The sequence below is a fragment of the Wolbachia endosymbiont (group A) of Epagoge grotiana genome, from assembly GCF_947251775.1.
In the GTDB taxonomy this organism is placed as follows: Bacteria; Pseudomonadota; Alphaproteobacteria; order Rickettsiales; family Anaplasmataceae; genus Wolbachia; species Wolbachia pipientis.
Genome location: NZ_OX366387.1, coordinates 1284568 through 1303555, shown reverse-complemented (window position 1 = coordinate 1303555; position 18988 = coordinate 1284568). Strand labels below are relative to the sequence as shown.

The 18988-nt window shown below is 35.5% G+C and carries 17 protein-coding genes and 1 tRNA gene; 5 read left to right on the top strand and 13 right to left on the bottom strand.

The annotated features are described in order from the left end of the window. Nucleotides 1-136: 136 nt before the first annotated feature. Together tatA and OPR50_RS06095 are read right to left on the bottom strand one after the other, a co-directional pair. Nucleotides 137-304, bottom strand: a complete 168-nt coding sequence (gene tatA / locus OPR50_RS06100; protein ID WP_006013840.1) for a twin-arginine translocase TatA — start codon at nt 302-304, stop codon at nt 137-139. A gap of 128 nt (nt 305-432) precedes the next feature. After that, nucleotides 433-1206: an ABC transporter ATP-binding protein gene (locus OPR50_RS06095; RefSeq protein ID WP_006280146.1), complete on the bottom strand. Its 774-nt coding sequence runs from the start codon at nt 1204-1206 to the stop codon at nt 433-435. A gap of 147 nt (nt 1207-1353) precedes the next feature. Between OPR50_RS06095 and OPR50_RS06090 the strand changes: the two genes are divergently transcribed. Then, nucleotides 1354-1430, top strand: a tRNA-Arg gene (locus OPR50_RS06090). A gap of 101 nt (nt 1431-1531) precedes the next feature. Here OPR50_RS06090 and uvrC read toward each other — a convergent pair. The 10 genes from uvrC to def form a co-directional block, all read right to left on the bottom strand. Beyond that, on the bottom strand, nt 1532-3349 hold the full coding sequence (uvrC, locus tag OPR50_RS06085) for an excinuclease ABC subunit UvrC (RefSeq protein WP_264339260.1): 1818 nt from the start codon (nt 3347-3349) through the stop codon (nt 1532-1534). Then, nucleotides 3333-5450 (bottom strand): glycine--tRNA ligase subunit beta, encoded by a 2118-nt coding sequence (gene glyS, locus OPR50_RS06080; protein WP_264339261.1) that lies wholly within the window; start codon nt 5448-5450, stop codon nt 3333-3335. Before glyS ends, uvrC begins: the two co-directional genes overlap by 17 nt. Nucleotides 5451-5453: 3 nt before the next feature. After that, nucleotides 5454-6293 (bottom strand): glycine--tRNA ligase subunit alpha, encoded by an 840-nt coding sequence (locus OPR50_RS06075; RefSeq protein ID WP_264339262.1) that lies wholly within the window; start codon nt 6291-6293, stop codon nt 5454-5456. A 44-nt stretch (nt 6294-6337) separates the two neighbouring features. Then, nucleotides 6338-7096: a phosphatidylglycerophosphatase gene (locus OPR50_RS06070; RefSeq protein WP_265023949.1), complete on the bottom strand. Its 759-nt coding sequence runs from the start codon at nt 7094-7096 to the stop codon at nt 6338-6340. A gap of 146 nt (nt 7097-7242) precedes the next feature. Further along, nucleotides 7243-8238 (bottom strand): porphobilinogen synthase, encoded by a 996-nt coding sequence (gene hemB, locus OPR50_RS06065; RefSeq protein WP_264339263.1) that lies wholly within the window; start codon nt 8236-8238, stop codon nt 7243-7245. Next, entirely contained in the window at nt 8231-9256 is a 1026-nt protein-coding gene (gene nuoH / locus OPR50_RS06060; RefSeq protein ID WP_264339264.1) for an NADH-quinone oxidoreductase subunit NuoH, read from the bottom strand. The genes hemB and nuoH overlap by 8 nt, the downstream gene beginning before the upstream one ends. Then, on the bottom strand, nt 9240-11288 hold the full coding sequence (gene nuoG / locus OPR50_RS06055) for an NADH-quinone oxidoreductase subunit NuoG (RefSeq protein WP_265023948.1): 2049 nt from the start codon (nt 11286-11288) through the stop codon (nt 9240-9242). Before nuoG ends, nuoH begins: the two co-directional genes overlap by 17 nt. Nucleotides 11289-11293: 5 nt before the next feature. Further along, nucleotides 11294-11506, bottom strand: coding sequence for a hypothetical protein (locus OPR50_RS06050; RefSeq protein WP_006279675.1), 213 nt, complete (start codon nt 11504-11506; stop codon nt 11294-11296). Between the two features lie 911 nt (nt 11507-12417). Continuing rightward, the gene (locus tag OPR50_RS06045) at nt 12418-13239 is read right to left on the bottom strand and encodes a uracil-DNA glycosylase (RefSeq protein ID WP_182309146.1); all 822 of its coding nucleotides are present in this window, start codon (nt 13237-13239) and stop codon (nt 12418-12420) included. After that, the gene (def, locus tag OPR50_RS06040) at nt 13229-13768 is read right to left on the bottom strand and encodes a peptide deformylase (protein WP_182309147.1); all 540 of its coding nucleotides are present in this window, start codon (nt 13766-13768) and stop codon (nt 13229-13231) included. Before def ends, OPR50_RS06045 begins: the two co-directional genes overlap by 11 nt. 138 nt (nt 13769-13906) lie before the next feature. Between def and ftsA the strand changes: the two genes are divergently transcribed. Both ftsA and map read left to right on the top strand, forming a co-directional pair. Then, on the top strand, nt 13907-15145 hold the full coding sequence (gene ftsA / locus OPR50_RS06035; RefSeq protein WP_265023947.1) for a cell division protein FtsA: 1239 nt from the start codon (nt 13907-13909) through the stop codon (nt 15143-15145). A gap of 132 nt (nt 15146-15277) precedes the next feature. Beyond that, nucleotides 15278-16060 carry a type I methionyl aminopeptidase gene (gene map, locus OPR50_RS06030; RefSeq protein WP_155968820.1) on the top strand — a complete coding sequence of 261 codons (783 nt, stop codon included), beginning with the start codon at nt 15278-15280 and terminating at the stop codon, nt 16058-16060. A 27-nt stretch (nt 16061-16087) separates the two neighbouring features. On the opposite strand, the gene OPR50_RS06025 is transcribed toward map, so the two are convergent. Further along, entirely contained in the window at nt 16088-17335 is a 1248-nt protein-coding gene (locus OPR50_RS06025) for an MFS transporter (protein ID WP_264339267.1), read from the bottom strand. Nucleotides 17336-17553: 218 nt separating this feature from the next. Between OPR50_RS06025 and rsmH the strand changes: the two genes are divergently transcribed. Together rsmH and ftsL are read left to right on the top strand one after the other, a co-directional pair. Further along, nucleotides 17554-18498, top strand: a complete 945-nt coding sequence (gene rsmH / locus OPR50_RS06020) for a 16S rRNA (cytosine(1402)-N(4))-methyltransferase RsmH (RefSeq protein ID WP_265023946.1) — start codon at nt 17554-17556, stop codon at nt 18496-18498. Beyond that, on the top strand, nt 18495-18806 hold the full coding sequence (gene ftsL / locus OPR50_RS06015; RefSeq protein WP_007548286.1) for a cell division protein FtsL: 312 nt from the start codon (nt 18495-18497) through the stop codon (nt 18804-18806). Before rsmH ends, ftsL begins: the two co-directional genes overlap by 4 nt. Nucleotides 18807-18988 lie beyond the last annotated feature (182 nt).

Sequence of the window (18988 nt, the reverse complement as noted above, 5' to 3'; positions counted from 1 at the left end):
GCTAACATAGTTGTTGCTGTATTTCAATATTTGTTATTTATTTCATACCAACACTTCATCTCTTTCATTCTTTAACCTGACTAAGTTTTTAAACAGATGACATGCACTAAGGTGCATGTCACGAAGTATGAGGACGCTAACGATCTGGTTCATTAGACGATAATTTTTCTGAGTCCTTAAGCTCCTGTTTAAGGTTTTTGATGCCTTTTCCTAAATCACCCATAACTTGCGGTAATCTGCCTGCACCAAACAGAACTAAAATTATTATTAAGACTAGAAACAATTGCCATGGTCCTAAACTCATTTTCACCTCCATTTAAAATATTGACCTTTAAATATTAAAACTTGACTGAAGTCAAGTAACACATAGATTATATCACCTTTATTTAATTATAAATCAAGGTTTTTTAATTATTTTATAACAATCCCAAACTAGATTATTTTCTTGCAGCGAATAAGTGGAAACTTTTCGCTTAACTGTAGAGTAGAAGAGAGCTCACTAAAAAACTTTGCTAGCGTATCATCTTTAGGCTTATGGTATATATCGCTAGAAACTCCTGATTGAATAATTTTACCATTTTTCATTACGTAGATAAAATCTGCAACTTTCAATGCTTCTTGCGGGTCATGAGTTACCATTAGCACAGGGATATTTTTACTTCTGAAAAGGGACAATATATGTTGTCTTATTCGGCACTTGAGCAGTATATCTAAATTAGAAAATGGTTCATCTAACAACACAACATCAGGGTTTTGTGCCATCACTCTTGCTATTGCAACTAATTGTTGCTGTCCTCCAGATAAGGCGTTAGGGTACATATTTTCATATTTTTCTATATTGAGTAACTTCAAGATTTCCAATGCAATTAGGTGCTTTTCTCTCTTGGAAGAGCTGCGGATAGCAAAGGTTATATTTTCTACTACTGTTTTATGAGGAAATAATGCAGAATGCTGAAAAATCAATCCGATATTTCTATGCTCTATAGCGACTGATGCCTTATTACTTGCAACTAACCTATCATTTATAAAAATAGTTCCAGATTTTGGATTTTCTATCCCCGCAATTAATTTCAAAATTGTTGACTTGCCACAGCCAGAATGCCCCAATAAACATGCAACATTTCCTTTCTTTACTTTAATGTTTATATTGCTTAAAGCAAAGTCGTTTTGATTGTTATAGAAATAACCAATATTGTTAACTAGCATTAATCTTACTTAAACCATGTTATTAAATATAATAGCATTATACTCAAGAAGTACAGAAATGTTTTTTGTCGTCATAAATTGGTTATGCAAGAAATCTAGAAAAGAAAGGATTTTTTGCTATAACTTTACATGAATGGTAGGAAACACGGGACTATAGCTCAGCAGGATAGAGCGTTGGACTCCTAATCCGAAGGTCGTGCGTTCGAATCGCACTAGTCCCACCACATTGCTTCACAAATTTTATGGAGATTTTTTTTCACAAATACGCACACCTTTTTTTGCGGTTTTAAGATATAAATTCCCTAATAATAAAACGGGTTTTGTGTCATTCCAGTACTCCTCTCTTATAATTTACGTGTTTAAGAATAACTTCTGCTAAACCTTTACTAATTCCAGGTATGTTTTGAATTTCAGCCAGAGAAGCTTTGCTTATATTTTTCACTGAACCAAAATAAGACATCAACGCTTTTTTTCTTTTGTTGCCAATGCCGGGTATTTTGCTTAATTGTGAAACTATAAACTGTTTATCGCGTTTTTTTCTATGTGAAGTTATCGCAAAACGGTGGGCTTCATTACGCAGCGATTGTAAGTAAAGCATGACTTTGCTGTCATTTGCCAGACTGAATTCTTCCCTGCCCAGCATATAAAATCTTTCATTTCCTGCGTTACGATCAGGACCTTTTGCCATACAAGCAAAAGGAACGTTTATATTCAATACTTCCAGTACATTCTGTACTATGGAAACATGTCCTGGTCCACCATCAATCAGTAAAAAATCAGGTATTATGCCTTTTATATTGCCGGAGAAACGTCTGGTTAGCACTTCCCTCATCATTTTATAGTCATCGCCTGAAAATTTTTCCTTTATAGTAAATTTTCTGTACTCACTTTTTAAAAAACCCTCCTGCCCTGCAACAACCATTACACCAATTTGTTGGTTTCCAAATATATGGCTATTGTCATAAACCTCAATACGCTTTGGAATATTTGGTAACAAGAAGATTTTGCTAAGCTCTTCAAGCTTTTCTAGGTTATTTCTATAATCGATAAGCTTCTGCTCTAAGCTATGCTGAGAGTTATCATAAACAAATTTCAATAAATCACGCTCTTTTTTATTCTTTGCATGCAGAACTTTTACTGGCTTTTGAGCAACCTTATATAGTGCTTGTTCTATAATTTCCTTATCCACAATAGAATCTGGAACGTAAATTTGTATTGGAGGTATGTTAGCTGAATTATAAAAATTGACCAAAAAGGTGGATAAAATTTCATCATTTGAGTGATCACCACAGTTCTCGGCAAAGTAAGGAGTGCTGCCGTAGTTGTCTTTATTTCTAAACGATAACACACTAATACATGCTAGATCCTCTTCACGTACAATACTGAAGAAATCTGCATCTTTTTCAAAAGAAAAATCCGTGTGCTGTATTTGAATTTGCTCAAGAAACTTTACCCGATCTCTATATATAGCAGCAAGCTCATAGTTTTCTTCACTGCTGCACTTTCTCATTGTGAAAAGTAACTGTTCTTTCACTTCCTTATTTCTTCCAAGCAATGTATTTCGTGCCTGTTTTACTGATTGGCAGTAGTCGTCTTTTGTGATTTTGTTTATGCATGGTGCTGAGCAGCGCTTAATTTGATATTCAATACATGGTCTTTTTGTTGAGGAAAAGTATTGATCTGAACATACTCTTAGGAGAAAAGCTTTTTGCAATGACAATATAGTTTGCTTAACAGCAGCGGCAGATGTAAAGGGACCATAATAATAAAACTCATTCTTCTTAAATTTGCCTCTATATTTTGCTATTCTTGGATAATCGTGCTTGGAAATTGTTATATAAGGATAAGATTTTCCATCCTTAAGCACAATATTATAAAGTGGTTTCAATGATTTTATTAGCTGTGCTTCAAGAAGCAGTGCTTCGATTTCATTCTCAGTGATGAATATTTCAACCTTAATAACCTGTGAGAGCATAACTCTAATTCGTTCAGAAAGGTTTTCGAATTGAAGGTAGTCGGATAACCTTGACTTTAAGTTTTTTGCTTTTCCAACATATAAAACTTTATTCTTATCTCCGACCATCTTATACACGCCACAGGACTGTGGAGATGATTTGATTTGTTCTTTATATTGCCTGAGCATTTATCCATTGCTTAACCTGTATGAGGTTAAAATCTGCTACTAAATGAAAGATGGAAACTACATTTTCAAGCAAAGATAATCTGTTTCTTCTCAGCTTATCAGAATCACAGTTAATCTTTATACTGTCCATAAACTGATTGATAAACGGAGCAAAACCAGCAAGTTCATCAAGTGCTACATTAAAGTGGTTATTTTTTATCGCTTGTTTTATGTTTTTACAAGCAGTTATAGCACAATTTGATAGCGCAATTTCTTCACTTTCAATCAAAAACCTCTTACCGTAAGATGCACTATAAGTAGTGCCATCACTTTTCCTTGCTTTGCTCATCATGTTACTGACTCTTTTGTAAGTGCTTAGAATTTGTTCACCTTCTGGAGTACTAAGATAACGATCCAATATAACAGTTTGCTTTTCTGCTGTCAGCAGATCATTAATATCGATTTTATATAGTATTGAATCTACAACATCTTGCCTTATATCTCTATTTTTTAAAATAACCTTGAATCTTTCTAAGCAAAATCTAAATACTAGTTCTGAAATTTGTTTTCTATTCGGCTTATCAACTGACGCTGTATTTTTATTAAATAGAAGCCTTGAATATAAAGATGCTGACTTGTCTATCATTAGCCTAATTGGAACATGCAAATTATTTTCAAGTATTGTCCTAATTATACCAATTGTCATTCTCCGCAAACCAAATTGATCATACGAACCAGAGATTTTCTCACCTGCTGCAATTAAACCAACTAAGCTATCCACTTTGTCTGCAATTGACACAGCAATTGCAGAAGGAGATTTAGGACACTCCTGCTCTGGCCCGATTGGCTTATAATGCTCAGTTATAGCTTCCACTATTTCTCTATCTTCTTGAAAATAAGAAGCATAATATCCACCCATTACTCCTTGTAATTCTGGAAACTCTCTTACTATCGATGTTGCCAAATCAGTTTTTGCCAAATATGCAGCACGTTCAACTTTTATCAGCGAAGCATGTGGAATAAATATAGCTATATACTTTGACAGAGCCGTAATACGCTTCACCTTTTCCCCCACGCTGCCAAGTGAAGCATGAAATAATATCGAACCTAATTTTTTGACATAATGATCCAGATCTTCCTTTTTGTCCTGAGATATCAAAAATTGTGCATCAGCAAGACGTGCTTCTAATATTCTTTCGTGCCCTTTAACAACTTCACCATTGTTGACGTTGACAACAGTGACAAAGTGTGAAATTCTCTTTCCATTACTTAAAGCAAGGTATTTTTGTTGTGTATTAACTATACTAAGTATTACTTCCTTCGGTAATCCAAATGACTTTTCTTGATTCACTTCACCAAACAGTACGATTGGCCACTCTATAAGCCCTGTCAATTCATTTAGTAAATAATCATTTTTCTCAAGTTGTAAATTCTGCTCTTTTGTGAATTTATTAATCTGATCTAGTATAAATTGCTTTCTTTTGTCCATTTGGAGAATTACACTGTTTTTTTCTAGCAATTCAAAATAGTCTTTAGGTGCTTTAACAGTTAACGCTGTACCACTTGAGAGAAATCGATGGCCATATGTTGTGTTAGATGCTGTGATCCCTGCAAAAGACACAGGTATTATTTCGTCATTTAAAATGCATAAAATGTTTTTGATTGGCCTAACCCACCTTTCTTTTCCTTTGCCCCATCTCATGCTCTTCAACCAAGAAAAGTTTTTGAGCATTTCCTCCAGTTGATTTTTGAGGAATTCTCTGATGTTAAATGAGCAGCTTTCTCTTTTAATGAAGTAAAAATCCTCATTATTTACTTTTCGAACGAGCAAATCTTCTTCATTTTTCTGATATTTTCTTAAAAAACCTTCGATAGCACTTTTTGGTGCGTTAATGTTTGGTCCCTTAACTTCGTTATTGGAATCCTTTAGTTCCAAAGCATTTATGTTGTCAACAAATAGAGTAATGCGACGTGCCGTTATAAAAACCTCCATTGATGTAAATTTTACATTATTTTTGTTAAAAACATTGGCAATACAGCTTTTAACTTGAGTTGCAACTACATTCTGCATTCTCGGTGGTATTTCTTCTGAAAGGCACTCAAATAATAACTGCAACGACATACGCTATTTACTCATGTACAATTCACAACATTTTTTTGTTAGCTCTCTAACTTTACCAATATAAGCTGTACGTTCATTCACACCAAGCACACCTCTTGCATCAAGCAGATTAAGTAGGTGACTAGTTTTAATACATTGGTCATAGGCTGCCATTGGTAGCTCCTTTTCAATAAGGAACTTACACAATTTTTCCGTATCTTCGAATTGCTGCTGTACCACTTTAGTATCATAATAATCTAACGCTAGATAAGAAAATTCATATTCTCTTTGTTTAAAAATATCTCCGTAAGTTACACCGTTATCGTTCCAAATTATATCGTAAACATTATCTACACCTTGTATGCACATTGCTAAACGTTCCAACCCATATGCCACCTCACCAGGAATCATCTTGCAGTCAATCCCTCCAACTTGCTGTATATAAGTAAGCTGTGTTACTTCCATTCCATTGCATGTAACTTCCCATCCAAGTCCTGATGCACCAACACTTGGATTTTCCCAATCATCTTCAACAAACTTAATATCATATTTTTCTGTAGATATGCCAAGAACTTTTAAGCTATCTAAATAGACGTCTTGTAAATTATTACCAGATGGCTTTATTATAACTTGATATTGGTGATGTTGATACAAGCGATTAGGATTATCACTATAGCGTCCATCTGCTGGCCTAATTACTGGTTGTAGATATGCAATTTTTGTCGGTTTTGTATCAATTGCAGACATAATTGTTGCAGGATGTAATGTGCCAGCACCAACTTCAGATGTGTATGGGTGAAGTATAACACATCCTTCACTAGCCCAAAAATCTTGTAACTCTTTTATTATACTTTGTAAGTTCACACAAATTGCACACTTTTTATACTAAATATATAAATAAATAAGTACTATTCAATACCTATTTTTTTAACAGTATCATGTAAATAATCACCTAAGACTGCTGAACTTTCTCTCACATACTGAATTATGCTTTTATTTAGGACAATTGCATCATGCATAGTTAAATCGCAGAATATAAATGCTGTTAAATACAGTAAAATCACCGCATAAAATGTGTGAAAAATCCCCTCAAATGTAATTGACATTGCATTATTATAGCTGAGCTGTATTGAACTTATTGGCCATGGTTTTATCACTTCTACGACATTAAAAAATACGTAAGGTATCATAAGAAAAAAGAAAAAGTGCATAAAATCATTAAACCAAAATGGGCATTGAAACATCTGCTTACATATATTCCCATAGAGTTTACTTACAGCATAATAAATTGACATTATTGCTGGCATTGAAAGTGCTACAGTCAGTACTTGCCCTGACGCTATTTGTATTACTATTTCTTCACCACTGTTTGCTGAAGGGTCTTGAGCATGAAAAATAAATATTCCAATTAATTGCATTACTAACATAACTATTGCCAATTTTGTAAAAACAGCAGCTACGACTATTCCTGAGTCTGGCATTTTATATAGTAAGTATTCGCCTCCATATGTAAGAATTAATATAACATCGACAATAAATAATATTAAAAAAGAAGACCAATAGTTCTGCCAATTTGGTAAATATCCTATTCCTAAAAGAGAGCTTACTGTTTTAGCAGGAAAAACCTTGCCTAGCATCTTCCCCAAAAATTTAAAAAAAATCCCCATGTTCTAAGTAACACTTGGTTTATATTATTTATAATACTGTATTGTAACGGACTTATCAATAACTTAAAACATGTATTGGAAGATTTTAGGTAATATGCAGCAACAGTAGAAGAACGTGCGCCAAAAATTTAATAATTTTATAGGGCTTATGCACTTAAATTTTTTGCAATATCAAGTGCAGCGTAAGTGAATATTGCACTTGCACCCGCACGTTTGAAACCAATCAAAGACTCATAAATCACCTTGTCATAATCTAGCCAGCCATTATTTGCAGCAGCTTTTATCATTGCGTACTCACCGCTTACTTGGTAAGCAAAAATCGGAAAATTAAACTTATCACTTGCTGTTTTGATAATATCTAAATATGGCATACCTGGTTTAATCATAATAAAGTCTGCACCTTCATTTATATCCATTTCAATTTCGCACATTGCTTCGCGCGCATTTTTATAATCCATTTGATAACCACTTTTGTCTATAGAATGTGATAGCCCACATGAACCAACGACTTGCCTGAATGGAGCATAGAAGCTAGAGCAGTATTTCACTGCATAAGATAATATTAATACGTCTTGAAAGTTGTTATCATCTAATGATTTTCTGATTCTTCCTATTCTACCATCCATCATATCAGAAGGAGCAACTATATCACATCCTGCTTTCGCTAAAGCAAACGCTTGCTTACACAGCACTGATATAGTTTCATCGTTTTCTACATCCATCTGATTATCTTTTAAAATGCCGTCATGGCCATGAATAGTGTATGGATCCAGTGCAACGTCTGCAATAATACCAATTTCAGGTACCTTTAATTTTACAGCACGGATTGCTTTGCAGATTAAGTTGTCAGAATTATATGCTCCCTCAGCGTTTTCAGATTTTAGTTTACTATCAACTACAGGAAAAATTGCAACAGCATTAATTCCTAAATCTTTAGCTTCCTTAACTATAGACACTAATCCATCTATTGAATAACACTTTACGCCTGGTAAGCCAGAAATTGGTTCAGTTGTTTCTTCTCTGTCATGAACAAACAGAGGAAGAACCAGATCATTTACTGATAAACTATTTTCACTTGTTAAATTGCGAACCCATTTGCTCGAGCGCCTGCGTCTTAATCTTGTATTTGGGAAATTAAACATTGGATCCAGGCAAATTCCCAGTAAAGAGCAACACCCCTGAAATGAGTATCACCCAAAACACTGATATTGGTAAAAATACTTTCCAACCAAGGCGCATTAGCTGATCATATCGATAACGAGGTATTGTTGCTCTAATCCAAATAAATACGAATAAAAGTATAATTATCTTCAAAACGAACCAAATTAAACCTGGAATTTTATAAAGCAAACCAAGTTCTAACGGAGGATACCACCCTCCTAGAAAGAATATCGTCATCATAGCACTTGCTAAAATCATATTTGCATATTCTCCAAGAAAAAAGAGGGCAAAAGGCATGGATGAATATTCAACGTTATATCCAGAGACAAGCTCTGCTTCAGCTTCTGGTAAATCAAATGGGTGACGATTAGTTTCTGCAAGCAAAGAAATAAAAAATATTATTCCTATAGGCATTAGTAGCAAATCAACCCAAAATGGCATATTGTGTTTCGCTACCACCATCTCTCCAAGATTTAATGTTCCAGTGGTAATAACGACTGCAGCAACTATTAAGCCTATTGAAACTTCATATGAAATCATCTGAGCAGCCGACCGTATAGCGCCAAGGAATGCATAATTGGAGTTGCTTGACCAGCCTGCAATAATCACGCCGTATACTCCCAGCGACGATATAGCTAGCACGTAAAGCACTCCAACATTAATATTTGCTATAACCTTAGGAATAACTACTTGCTGGCCATTTTCTACAATTACTTCAGCACCAAACGGTATAACTGCCCAGGCAATTAATGCCAAGATAAAGGTAAGCATTGGAGCCATAATGAACAGTATGGTGCTCGCTCTAAATGGTATTATCGGCTCTTTAATCAGTAGTTTAATAGCATCTGCAAATGGCTGCAATAGCCCAAAAGGTCCAACTACACTTGGGCCGTGCCTCAGTTGAATTGCAGCAAGGACCTTACGCTCAAAGTATGTCAAATATGCAACTGAAAGTAGTAGCGGTACTAAAATAAATAAAATATTAACTAGCGTGTTCATAAAAAGCTTTAGTACAATCTGCCATTATTTTTGAAGCGCGACTTATTGAATCCGTCATATAAAAATTACACTCCTTTAAAGTAAAAGGTGTATTACTTAAATTTATTTTACCATTGCTAATTGGCACCCATGTGTTTTTTATCACTTGATCAGCATTTCTAAACTGTGGACCGATAGTATCTAATTTTTTTCTCACGTCAAATAAACTATCATATGGTAAGGAGAGATCCAAATATTGCGAGAGATTTTTAATAATTAACCAGTCCTCCTTTGCTTCACCTGGAGGAAATACAGCTAAATTTGTTCTTTGCACTCGACCTTCAGTGTTTACATAAGTTGCATATTTTTCTGTATATGCAGCACCAGGCAAGATAACATCTGCCACATGTGCACCCTTATCACCGTGATGACCTTGATAAATTACAAATGTGTTTTCTAACTTTGATGTGTCAAATTCATCTGCACCAAGAAGATAAACAACTTCTATTTCACCACTTTCTGCATGTTCCAATATTTGATTAATATCCCTTTCGCCTTTTTTAGGAACAAACCCAATATCTAGCCCACCAACTCTTGCTGCAGCTTTATGCAGCACATTAAAGCCATTCCAGTCATCTCTGATCATGTTAAATTTTTCTGCAATTTTGCCAGCCAGAACTAGAACTAATTCAGAATCATCTCTTACTAATGCATCTTGACCGATAATCAGCATAGGGTTTTGAGCAGCTACCAGCAGCTCACAGAATTTATGACTTCCATTTGCTATTTCACTCAAAATATCAGGATTATCGCCCAATTTCTCAACATGATACAAATATTCAATGTTAGGACCAACACTTGCAACAGGAAAGTTGCCCTGTAAATATCTCTTTCTCAATCTTACGTTAATGATCGGTGCTTCTATCCTTGGGTTTGTATTTATAAGCAGACACAAATCCGCATTCTCTATACCTTCAATAGTGGTATTGAACACATACGATCCACGATTATTTGGTATAAGTTTTGCACCATCTTGCCTACAGTCTATATTCCCCGAGCCGAGCTTCTGCATCATTTCTTTAAGTAGAAGCATAGACTCACAATCTGCTAAATCACCTGCAATTGCAGCTATTTTATTTGATTTTGTATTCTTTAATTTCTTTGCAGCAACAGTTAATGCCTCATTCCAATCAACTGGGGCTAATTTACCATCTTTTTTTACATAAGGTCGATCAAGACGCTGAACTTTTAGTCCATCATAGGCAAAGCGGGTTTTATCTGATGTCCATTCTTCATTTACCTCTTCGCTCAGCCTTGGCAATATCCTCATAACTTCCGGGCCACGATAATCAACTCTAATACTACTTCCCACAGCATCTAGTACATCTATAGTTTCGCAATGTGATAGCTCCCATGGACGCGCTGTAAAGGAGTAAGGCTTTGAAGTTAAAGCCCCTACCGGGCAGAGATCTATGATATTTCCGGATAATTCAGAACTAATATGCCTTTTTATGTAAGTGCTAATCTCTACATTTTCTCCCCTTCCGATTCCTCCAAGTTCATTTGTACCTGCAACATCAGACAAAAATCTAACACACCGAGTGCAATGAATGCATCGATTCATCGCAGTCTCAATCAATGGTCCAAAGTGTTTTTTTGGCACAGCCCTCTTATGCTCATCAAGTCTGCTGGTTCCTTTCCCATAAGCCATCGTGATATCTTGCAAATCGCATTCACCACCCTGATCGCAAATTGGGCAATCAAGCGGGTGGTTAATTAGCAAAAACTCAAGCACACCTTCACGTGCTTTTTTAACCTTAGGGGTATCAGTGTGAATAACCATCCCTTCTGCAACTGGCATTGCACAAGAGGCTACTGGTTTTGGAGGTCCACCCTCCACTTCAACCAAACACATTCTGCAATTACCAGCAATTGCTAAACGCTCATGATAACAAAAACGTGGAATTTCAACGCCCACGACTTCACAAGCTTGAATTATAGTGAGCCCATGCTCTACTTCACATTCCTTAGAATTAATAGTAACTTTAACCACAACTATTATACAGCTTCCCACTTTATAGGATTGCCGCTTACCTCATCTTCAACCAGATTGCCGTTGTCATATTGAGCAGACATATAATTCATGCGCGAGTCACGATCTATATATCTAACAGGTTTTACCGGTTTATCTTTATACATTTTTTGCTCGGCCTTCTTACGCTGAGTAGGGTTATTTTTACTAGCTGTCTTTGCTTTCCCACCTGCTGCCATATAAACTCCTAAAAACTTTTCATCCTATTTTAACACTTAAGTATACAGCGTCAATATTTAATAACTTTAAAATTTCAATAGATCTCTTATTATAATCATTTTACAATCATTGTTTAAATAAAAAGTTACCCCTTGATGCCATTCCAGCGCATGACGCACAGCTGTACGAACATTGCAATTTGCAGGCAATTTGCGTGGCAGATTCAAGTAGCTGACACTGGTTTCCATCCAAAACAGCAGTAGCCCTTTTGGTGTCATTTCAGTGCTTGACACTGAAATCCAGGATTTTGATTGGATACTGAGTTGGTAAGCATAAAAGTATAGCTAACGCGAGCTCTACGTCATACCGCGATTTATTCGCGGTATCTCAAAGCATAGATCCCGCTGCGGGATGACGATTGTCGTTTAGCTATAAACATTAAGAAATTTACCAAATAAAAAAAAAGGCAAAAGAAGCCCTGGGGTTATTATCTGCTTTAAAATATTGGCGTTTTTTATGTTTTAAACGCTTGACAAGCGAAATTTAGCTGCTTTTAATTGCAACTAACCTACGCTGCAAATGTTTAAGAAATTTACTAAGCAGAAAAAAAGACAAAGAACCCCCGAGTTAGCTAGTCTTTTACTATCTCTGTCGAGTATTGGCATTTTTTGATGTCTTGTAACGCTTTATAAGCGCGTTCAGCTTATTTAGATAAAAATCTAGATGTAGATGAAGTTTTGTAAAGACATACAGTATCTATATACTGCAAAAAATTGAACATAAGACGCCGATACATTAAGTAATCCTTACCTTTTAATCTGCAGATTGGCGAAAGCAAATACAATAGCTTCAGTTTCATGATAAGGGGGCTGGCGGAGTTTGTCAAGGAAGTTTTTTCGTTTCTGCAGGCTACTTTCCGACACCAGTGGTGTTAAGTATTCGTACAGTTATTGGTGTTATCAAGATACTCCCTAATCTTCTTCAAATCCTCCCAGGCTAAACGTTTTTGTGCCGGTTGGCGAAGTAGGTAAGCTGGATGAAATATAGCGGCTGTGGTGATTGAATTGGACAAATATTGGTTAGTGTACGTATGAAATCTGCCACGCAAATTCGATATAGTTTTTGTGCTGTCAAGAAGGCTATAACATGCGATTCCCCCGACCAAAATTAAAATTTGTGGTGAAACTAGTGCAACGTGTTTTTCGACAAATGGTCTGCACATATCAAGCTCTAGGTCGGTTGGCTTTCTATTGCCAGGTGGACGCCAAAATACAGCATTGCTTATGTATACCTTAGTGCGATCAAGATTGATTGCATTTAACATTTTATCGAGCAACATTCCACTTGCACCACAAAATGGTATGCCTTGAAGGTCTTCATTTGCTCCTGGAGCTTCACCAACGAGCATAATTTTTGCATTTGGATTACCATCGGAAAAGACAGTATTAGTTGCAGTTTTTTTTATCTCACAACCTTCAAATGATTCAACTGCACTTCTTAATTCATCCACACTACCACATTTACCTGCAAGTTTCCTTGCTTCAATTATCCAATCACTTGGAAACATGTCTTTTCCATCTTTAGTGTCATTCCAGCGCATATCTGCATCTTTCTTCTTGGTCCCAGTTTGGATAACAGAGGGTTGTACACTCTCTTTGCTCTCCAATTTTTTTTCCTCTTCACCCTCCATTAGTGTGCAATCAACGCCCACTTCATGGTAAAACTTTAATAATTCTAGGTCTTTATTGCTCATAATGCTTTTTAACCTTTTGTGCTTTTTTCATGGCCATATCATACTTTAATTTAGATAAATGTCTAATATATAATATGCCGTTTAAGTGATCTAATTCATGCTGAATACACCTTGCAAGCCAACCACTAGCTTTTAGCGTCTGTTCTTCGTTATTTAAGTCTCTGTATTTCACAGTTAAATACTTTGGACGCTTAATTTCATAGCTTTGCTCTGGAATTGAAAGGCACCCTTCCTTGAGAGTCACTTGTTCATCGGATAATTCTGTAATCTCAGGATTAATCATGTAAAATTTGCCAGTTGAGCCATATCCTGCTGGCTCATTTTCAATCGTTTCTAGCTGAATATCCATAACAAAAATTCTCTTTAACACTCCAACTTGCACTGCAGCAAGGCCAAGACCTTCTGCATCATACATAGTTTCGAACATGTCGTTTACTAATTCTTTAATTTTATCGTTTATATCTGTTACTTCACTGGCACGTGTGATTAGTCTTTCATCAGGGGCAATTACAATTGGTAATATGGACATAAAAATTATAATTCTATGTTTTGCTTTTCCTTTTGTCCAGAATTTAGTGTATATTAAAATGTTGCTATATCTATAATAGAAATATAAATTATTAAAGAAAGCTACAATTTAAATGAAATTGCGTAATAAGGTTAACTAATGTACTCTGCAGTAATAGCAAAACCAAAGAGAAATGTTTTTGCTGTTTTAGACATAGGTACAACAAAGATTATTTGTCTAATCGTTAAAATAAATGGCAACTTCAGCTATAAAGTAACAGGAACGGGCTATAAGATTGCAGAAGGTGTAAACGGTGGGTCGATAACTAATGTAAAACACGCAAATTACTCCATCTCATCAACTATAGGTTTAGCTGAGCAAGTGTCAGAGGAAACTATAGACCAGATATATGTGAGCATTGCTGGATGTGGCATCTCATCTTTCAATGTACATAATGAAATTATTGCAGCTAATCATGAAATTTCTGACCGGGATATAAAACGTGTAGTTTTTCAGACGTTTGAGAAATATATTGAAGAAAATGTTATCATTCACAATATACCACTGAAATATCACTTAGATGACATGACTGAAATAAAAGAAGTTGGTGGATTGTACGGAAAAAGACTATCTGCTGATGTTAATGTTGTCACTGCTTCGCGTCCAGCGCTTACCAATATTGAAAACTGTATTACCAATAATGGTGGATTAAATATGGCAGGTTGTATTGCTTCTGCATATTCTGCAGGTCTTGCGTGTCTCAGTGAAGATGAAAAAGAGCTCGGGACTGCTATTGTTGATATAGGCGGTGGGTGCACTGCAATTGGAATTTTCAAAAGAGGGAAACTTGTGTATGCAAGCAGCGTTCCAATTGGTGGCGTTCATATCACTCGAGATATTGCTTACGGGCTATGCACAAGCATAGAACGTGCAGAGTATATAAAAATACTGTATGGTAGCACTATCGTAACTTCAATAGATGAGAATGAGTACATTACAATGCAAAACAACGAAAATGATGAACCTACTCAAGTATTCAAATCTGAGCTTATTAACATCATAAGACCAAGAGTTGAAGAAATACTTGAAATGGTAAGAGAGCAATTTCAAGAGCAGAAAGATCCAATTAATAAAGTAGTGATTACAGGCGGAACTAGTCAACTCACAAGCATGAAGGAAATTGCAGGCTATATATTCAATAAGCAAGTTCGAATTGGGTGCCCTGAGTCTTGTAGCGGTCTTGATGGCGAATATGATAAAAATCCTGTATTTTCTGCTGCTATAGGCTCTATAAAGCTAATAGTTGACACTTTTTATAAAAATAATTCTGGTATTTTAGGTCAGGATGGTAAAATGAGTAAATTGTATAATTGGGTTAAATCAAAAGTTACAGTCTAGATTTCTGTTTTACCACCTTTCATACAAATGACTTGACACTAGGATCCATAGGACTTATTTTTATAATATGTAAAATTATTATGTTTATGTACTTGCGAGTAAGCGTACCAATTACAATAAGACATGGAAAATATGAACATAACTATACACTCACAAGAAGATTTTGAATTTATGCGCAAGGCTGGCAGGCTTGCTGCTGAAACTCTTGATTTCATTGCACCGTACGTAAAGGTAGGGGTGACAACTAATGAGTTAAATGATCTATGTCATGATTTTATAATTAATGCAGGTGCAATTCCAGCACCACTAAACTATAGGGGGTATCCAAAATCGATTTGCACTTCAAAAAATGCAGTTGTGTGCCATGGTGTTCCCGATAATAAACCACTTAAAGATGGAGATATTTTAAATATTGATGTCACGGTGATTTTAAATGGCTGGCATGGTGATACAAGTCGCATGTTTTGGGTTGGCAAGCCATCAATAAAAGCAAAACGCTTGTGTGACGCTACTTATCATGCATTGATGGAAGCAATCAAACAAGTTAAGCCCGGCAATAAGTTAAATGAAATAGGGCTTGCTATAGAGAAATATATTAGAGATTTTGGATATTCTATCGTACGCAGCTACTGCGGACATGGTATAGGAAAAGTCTTTCATGCTCCACCAAATGTAGTGCATTTCTATGATCAAGATGAAAATCTCGTCTTGAAGGAAGGTATGTTTTTTACAATAGAGCCAATGATTAATGCTGGAAAACATGAGACTCTGCTCAGTAAACTCGATGACTGGACAGTAACAACACGCGATCTTTCACTTTCTGCTCAATTTGAGCATACGATTGGAGTAACAAAAGATGGTGCTGAAATATTCACATTATCACCTAAGAATTGGCATTTCCCACCTTATAATTAGATTTTTTTAAATTCTGCTATACTGCAACTATACTTGGTTTACTTTGGGTAATTTTGAAGAAAGCTCACCCTTAATTTGCGATATAGCAACTAGCCCAATTAATGCACAGAAAATCATGTAAAAACTAGCTGAAGTCTCTTGTCCTGTAACCTTGATAATTGTTGTGCATATAAATGGTGCAAGGCCGCCAAAAAATCCAGCAGCTATATTTCTTGATAAACCAAATCCACTGTACCGAACCTTTGTTGGAAATAATTCGCACATAAGTGCACTGAGAGGACCAAGCGATGCAGCTATTGGAATTATAAAAAGAATGTGTGCCAGCAAGTAATTGCCACTACATAACATTGAAAAAACTGGATAACTCACTATTACAAAAGCTATAAATGCAAACTTCATAACTTTTTCTCTTCCTACCTTATCAGAAAGTATTGCAAACAATATTGTCAATCCTCCAAGTGCAATTTGACTCAGTATTTCCACTATATGATTAAAATGAGTATTTACTGTTAATATTTTATTCGTAAGCACATTGAAAAAGACCAAATATATATAGAGAGACGCATTTTCAACCAAGTCAATACCTATTGATATTAGAACAGGCTTTTTGTAATTGTTTAATAACTCTTTTAATGGCAATTTAGACGGATTTTTTTGTCTTTTATACTCTGGGCTTTCATCAAGTATATATCTCATATATATGCTGATTAATCCCATTGCTAAACTGAAAATGAAAGGTAATCTCCACCCCCAAGATTCAAAATCAGATACTTTTTTGCATATGAGTACCGCCATCAGGCTTAATATTGAACCAAGAATTGCACTTAATACTTCAATGCTGCCAAAAAATCCTTTTTTGTTTTTAGGAGCATGTTCTATTAAAAATGGTGCATTTCCTGCTTCTCCTCCAAGGGATATACCCTGCAATAGCCTTAAACAAACTACCAGCATTGACGCTAGTATTCCAATGCTTTGATAACCTGGAACAAAAGCAATTAATATGGTTGATAAAGTCATTAATATAATCGAGAGCAATAAGGCAACTCTTCTGCCATGCTTATCACCAATGTGACCAAATATAGCAGCACCGACTGGTCTCATTAAGAAACCCACTGCAAACACTCCAAAAGCCTTCAATACGCTGGTTAGTTGATCATCCGATGGAAAAAACACACCACCTATTATGTTTATTAAGTGGCCAAAAAGCATGTGGTCATACCACAATAAAGTGTTACAAATCAAACTTGAAAATATTACTTTTGTTATTTGCTGCATAATTTCCCTATAGCCTGTTTGATCTTATATATAAAAAAAAATGTGAACGTTATGTGAATATTATATTAACAATATTAAACCTTAATTTTAATATTATTGCTCATATATTCCGATAAGATACCATATTTTGGCAAGAAAATCTATGTACATAAATAAAATTGATGTGAAGAGTAGAGTAGAGTAGGATATCTACACCAACTGTACTTAAATTTTTTGATATGACACACACTCCAGTTTTGTTAAAAGAGATGCTATCACTACTATCACCGCAGGATGGTGGCATATACGTGGACGCCACATTTGGAGCTGGAGGGTATAGCAAAGCAATATTGGAGTCAGCTGATTGCAAAGTATATGCAATTGATAGAGATGAAACGGTAACTAAGTTTTATGATGATTTAAGCTTTAGATATCCAGATAGAATAAAACTATTCATTGAGAAGTTTAGTAATATTAAAAGTATACTAAGCAGCGTTGAGCCATCTCCTGTCATCCCAGTACTTGATACTGGAAAAAATAACTGGTCACGCGCTGGAATGACATCAAACGGAGTGGATGGAGTGGTCTTTGACATCGGAGTTTCATCTATGCAGCTTGATAACGGAGATAGAGGGTTCTCATTTTTACATGATGGTCCACTCGATATGAGCATGGATAACTCTTCTTATATAAACGCTTCAACGTTTGTTAACGCTTTACGCGAAGAAGAAATCGCAAATACTATATATAACTACGGAGGCGAACGTCATTCTCGCAAAATCGCAAGAGCAATAGTAAATGCACGGAAGAAGAAAACTATCAAAACTACATTTGAGCTTGCGGATATTGTACGTTCCGTGGTATTTCGTGGAAAAAGCAAAATTGATCCTGCAACCAGAACATTTCAGGCAATCAGAATATGGGTAAACGATGAGCTGGGAGAACTTGAAAAGGGCATTAAAGCTGCATCTGAGATTTTAAGTGAGAATGGCAAATTAATTGTCGTCACCTTTCATTCCTTAGAAGATCGTATAGTCAAAACTTTTTTTAAAGATTTATGTGCTACTGATTGCAAGACATTCTCTCTTCTAAATAAAAAAGTGATCGAAGCAAGTATAGAAGAAGTAAGTGCAAATCCGCGTTCACGCTCAGCAAAACTAAGAGCTATACAGAGGTTGTCATGAGAACTTTCTGCATCATCTCAATAGTTATGTTTTTTCTTAGCATTGTAGGACTATTTAAGGTAAAATTACATGTTCAGTCATTAAATAGAGAGCTAATAAAAATAAAAAGTGAAATTAATTTAGTGCAAAGTGATATAAAAGTTTTGCAAGCAGAATGGAGCTATTTGAATAATCCAAAAAGGCTTGCAAGCCTTGTAAAGAAATACCTGAAAAATAACTCTTTAATACTGGCTAGCCAGGTTAAAAATCTTGACTCTCTAAATGGCCGCAGTGTACTAGCACAACTTAAAATCCATGATCAACAGTGAGATTAAGTCTTATTTTTTACAGATGAGCACATCACAATAAAACTTACTTTGTATTCGTTCAGGATAGCGGCAAGGTAGTATAACCATAGAGTAAAAGTGAGTTTACAACAAATGGTGTCATCCCAGTGCTTGACACTGGGATCCAGCCTTTCCATAATCATCAAAACATTGTATTTTAACGT

Bases quoted from the DNA above. Each gene is read 5' to 3' on its own strand.
- tatA (WP_006013840.1), bottom strand. From the start codon at position 304: ATGAGTTTAGGACCATGGCAATTGTTTCTAGTCTTAATAATAATTTTA.
- OPR50_RS06095 (WP_006280146.1), bottom strand. From the start codon at position 1,206: ATGCTAGTTAACAATATTGGTTATTTCTATAACAATCAAAACGACTTT.
- uvrC (WP_264339260.1), bottom strand. From the start codon at position 3,349: ATGCTCAGGCAATATAAAGAACAAATCAAATCATCTCCACAGTCCTGT.
- glyS (WP_264339261.1), bottom strand. From the start codon at position 5,450: ATGTCGTTGCAGTTATTATTTGAGTGCCTTTCAGAAGAAATACCACCG.
- OPR50_RS06070 (WP_265023949.1), bottom strand. From the start codon at position 7,096: ATGGGGATTTTTTTTAAATTTTTGGGGAAGATGCTAGGCAAGGTTTTT.
- hemB (WP_264339263.1), bottom strand. From the start codon at position 8,238: ATGTTTAATTTCCCAAATACAAGATTAAGACGCAGGCGCTCGAGCAAA.
- nuoH (WP_264339264.1), bottom strand. From the start codon at position 9,256: ATGAACACGCTAGTTAATATTTTATTTATTTTAGTACCGCTACTACTT.
- OPR50_RS06050 (WP_006279675.1), bottom strand. From the start codon at position 11,506: ATGGCAGCAGGTGGGAAAGCAAAGACAGCTAGTAAAAATAACCCTACT.
- OPR50_RS06045 (WP_182309146.1), bottom strand. From the start codon at position 13,239: ATGAGCAATAAAGACCTAGAATTATTAAAGTTTTACCATGAAGTGGGC.
- def (WP_182309147.1), bottom strand. From the start codon at position 13,768: ATGTCCATATTACCAATTGTAATTGCCCCTGATGAAAGACTAATCACA.
- ftsA (WP_265023947.1), top strand. From the start codon at position 13,907: ATGTACTCTGCAGTAATAGCAAAACCAAAGAGAAATGTTTTTGCTGTT.
- map (WP_155968820.1), top strand. From the start codon at position 15,278: ATGAACATAACTATACACTCACAAGAAGATTTTGAATTTATGCGCAAG.
- OPR50_RS06025 (WP_264339267.1), bottom strand. From the start codon at position 17,335: ATGCAGCAAATAACAAAAGTAATATTTTCAAGTTTGATTTGTAACACT.
- rsmH (WP_265023946.1), top strand. From the start codon at position 17,554: ATGACACACACTCCAGTTTTGTTAAAAGAGATGCTATCACTACTATCA.
- ftsL (WP_007548286.1), top strand. From the start codon at position 18,495: ATGAGAACTTTCTGCATCATCTCAATAGTTATGTTTTTTCTTAGCATT.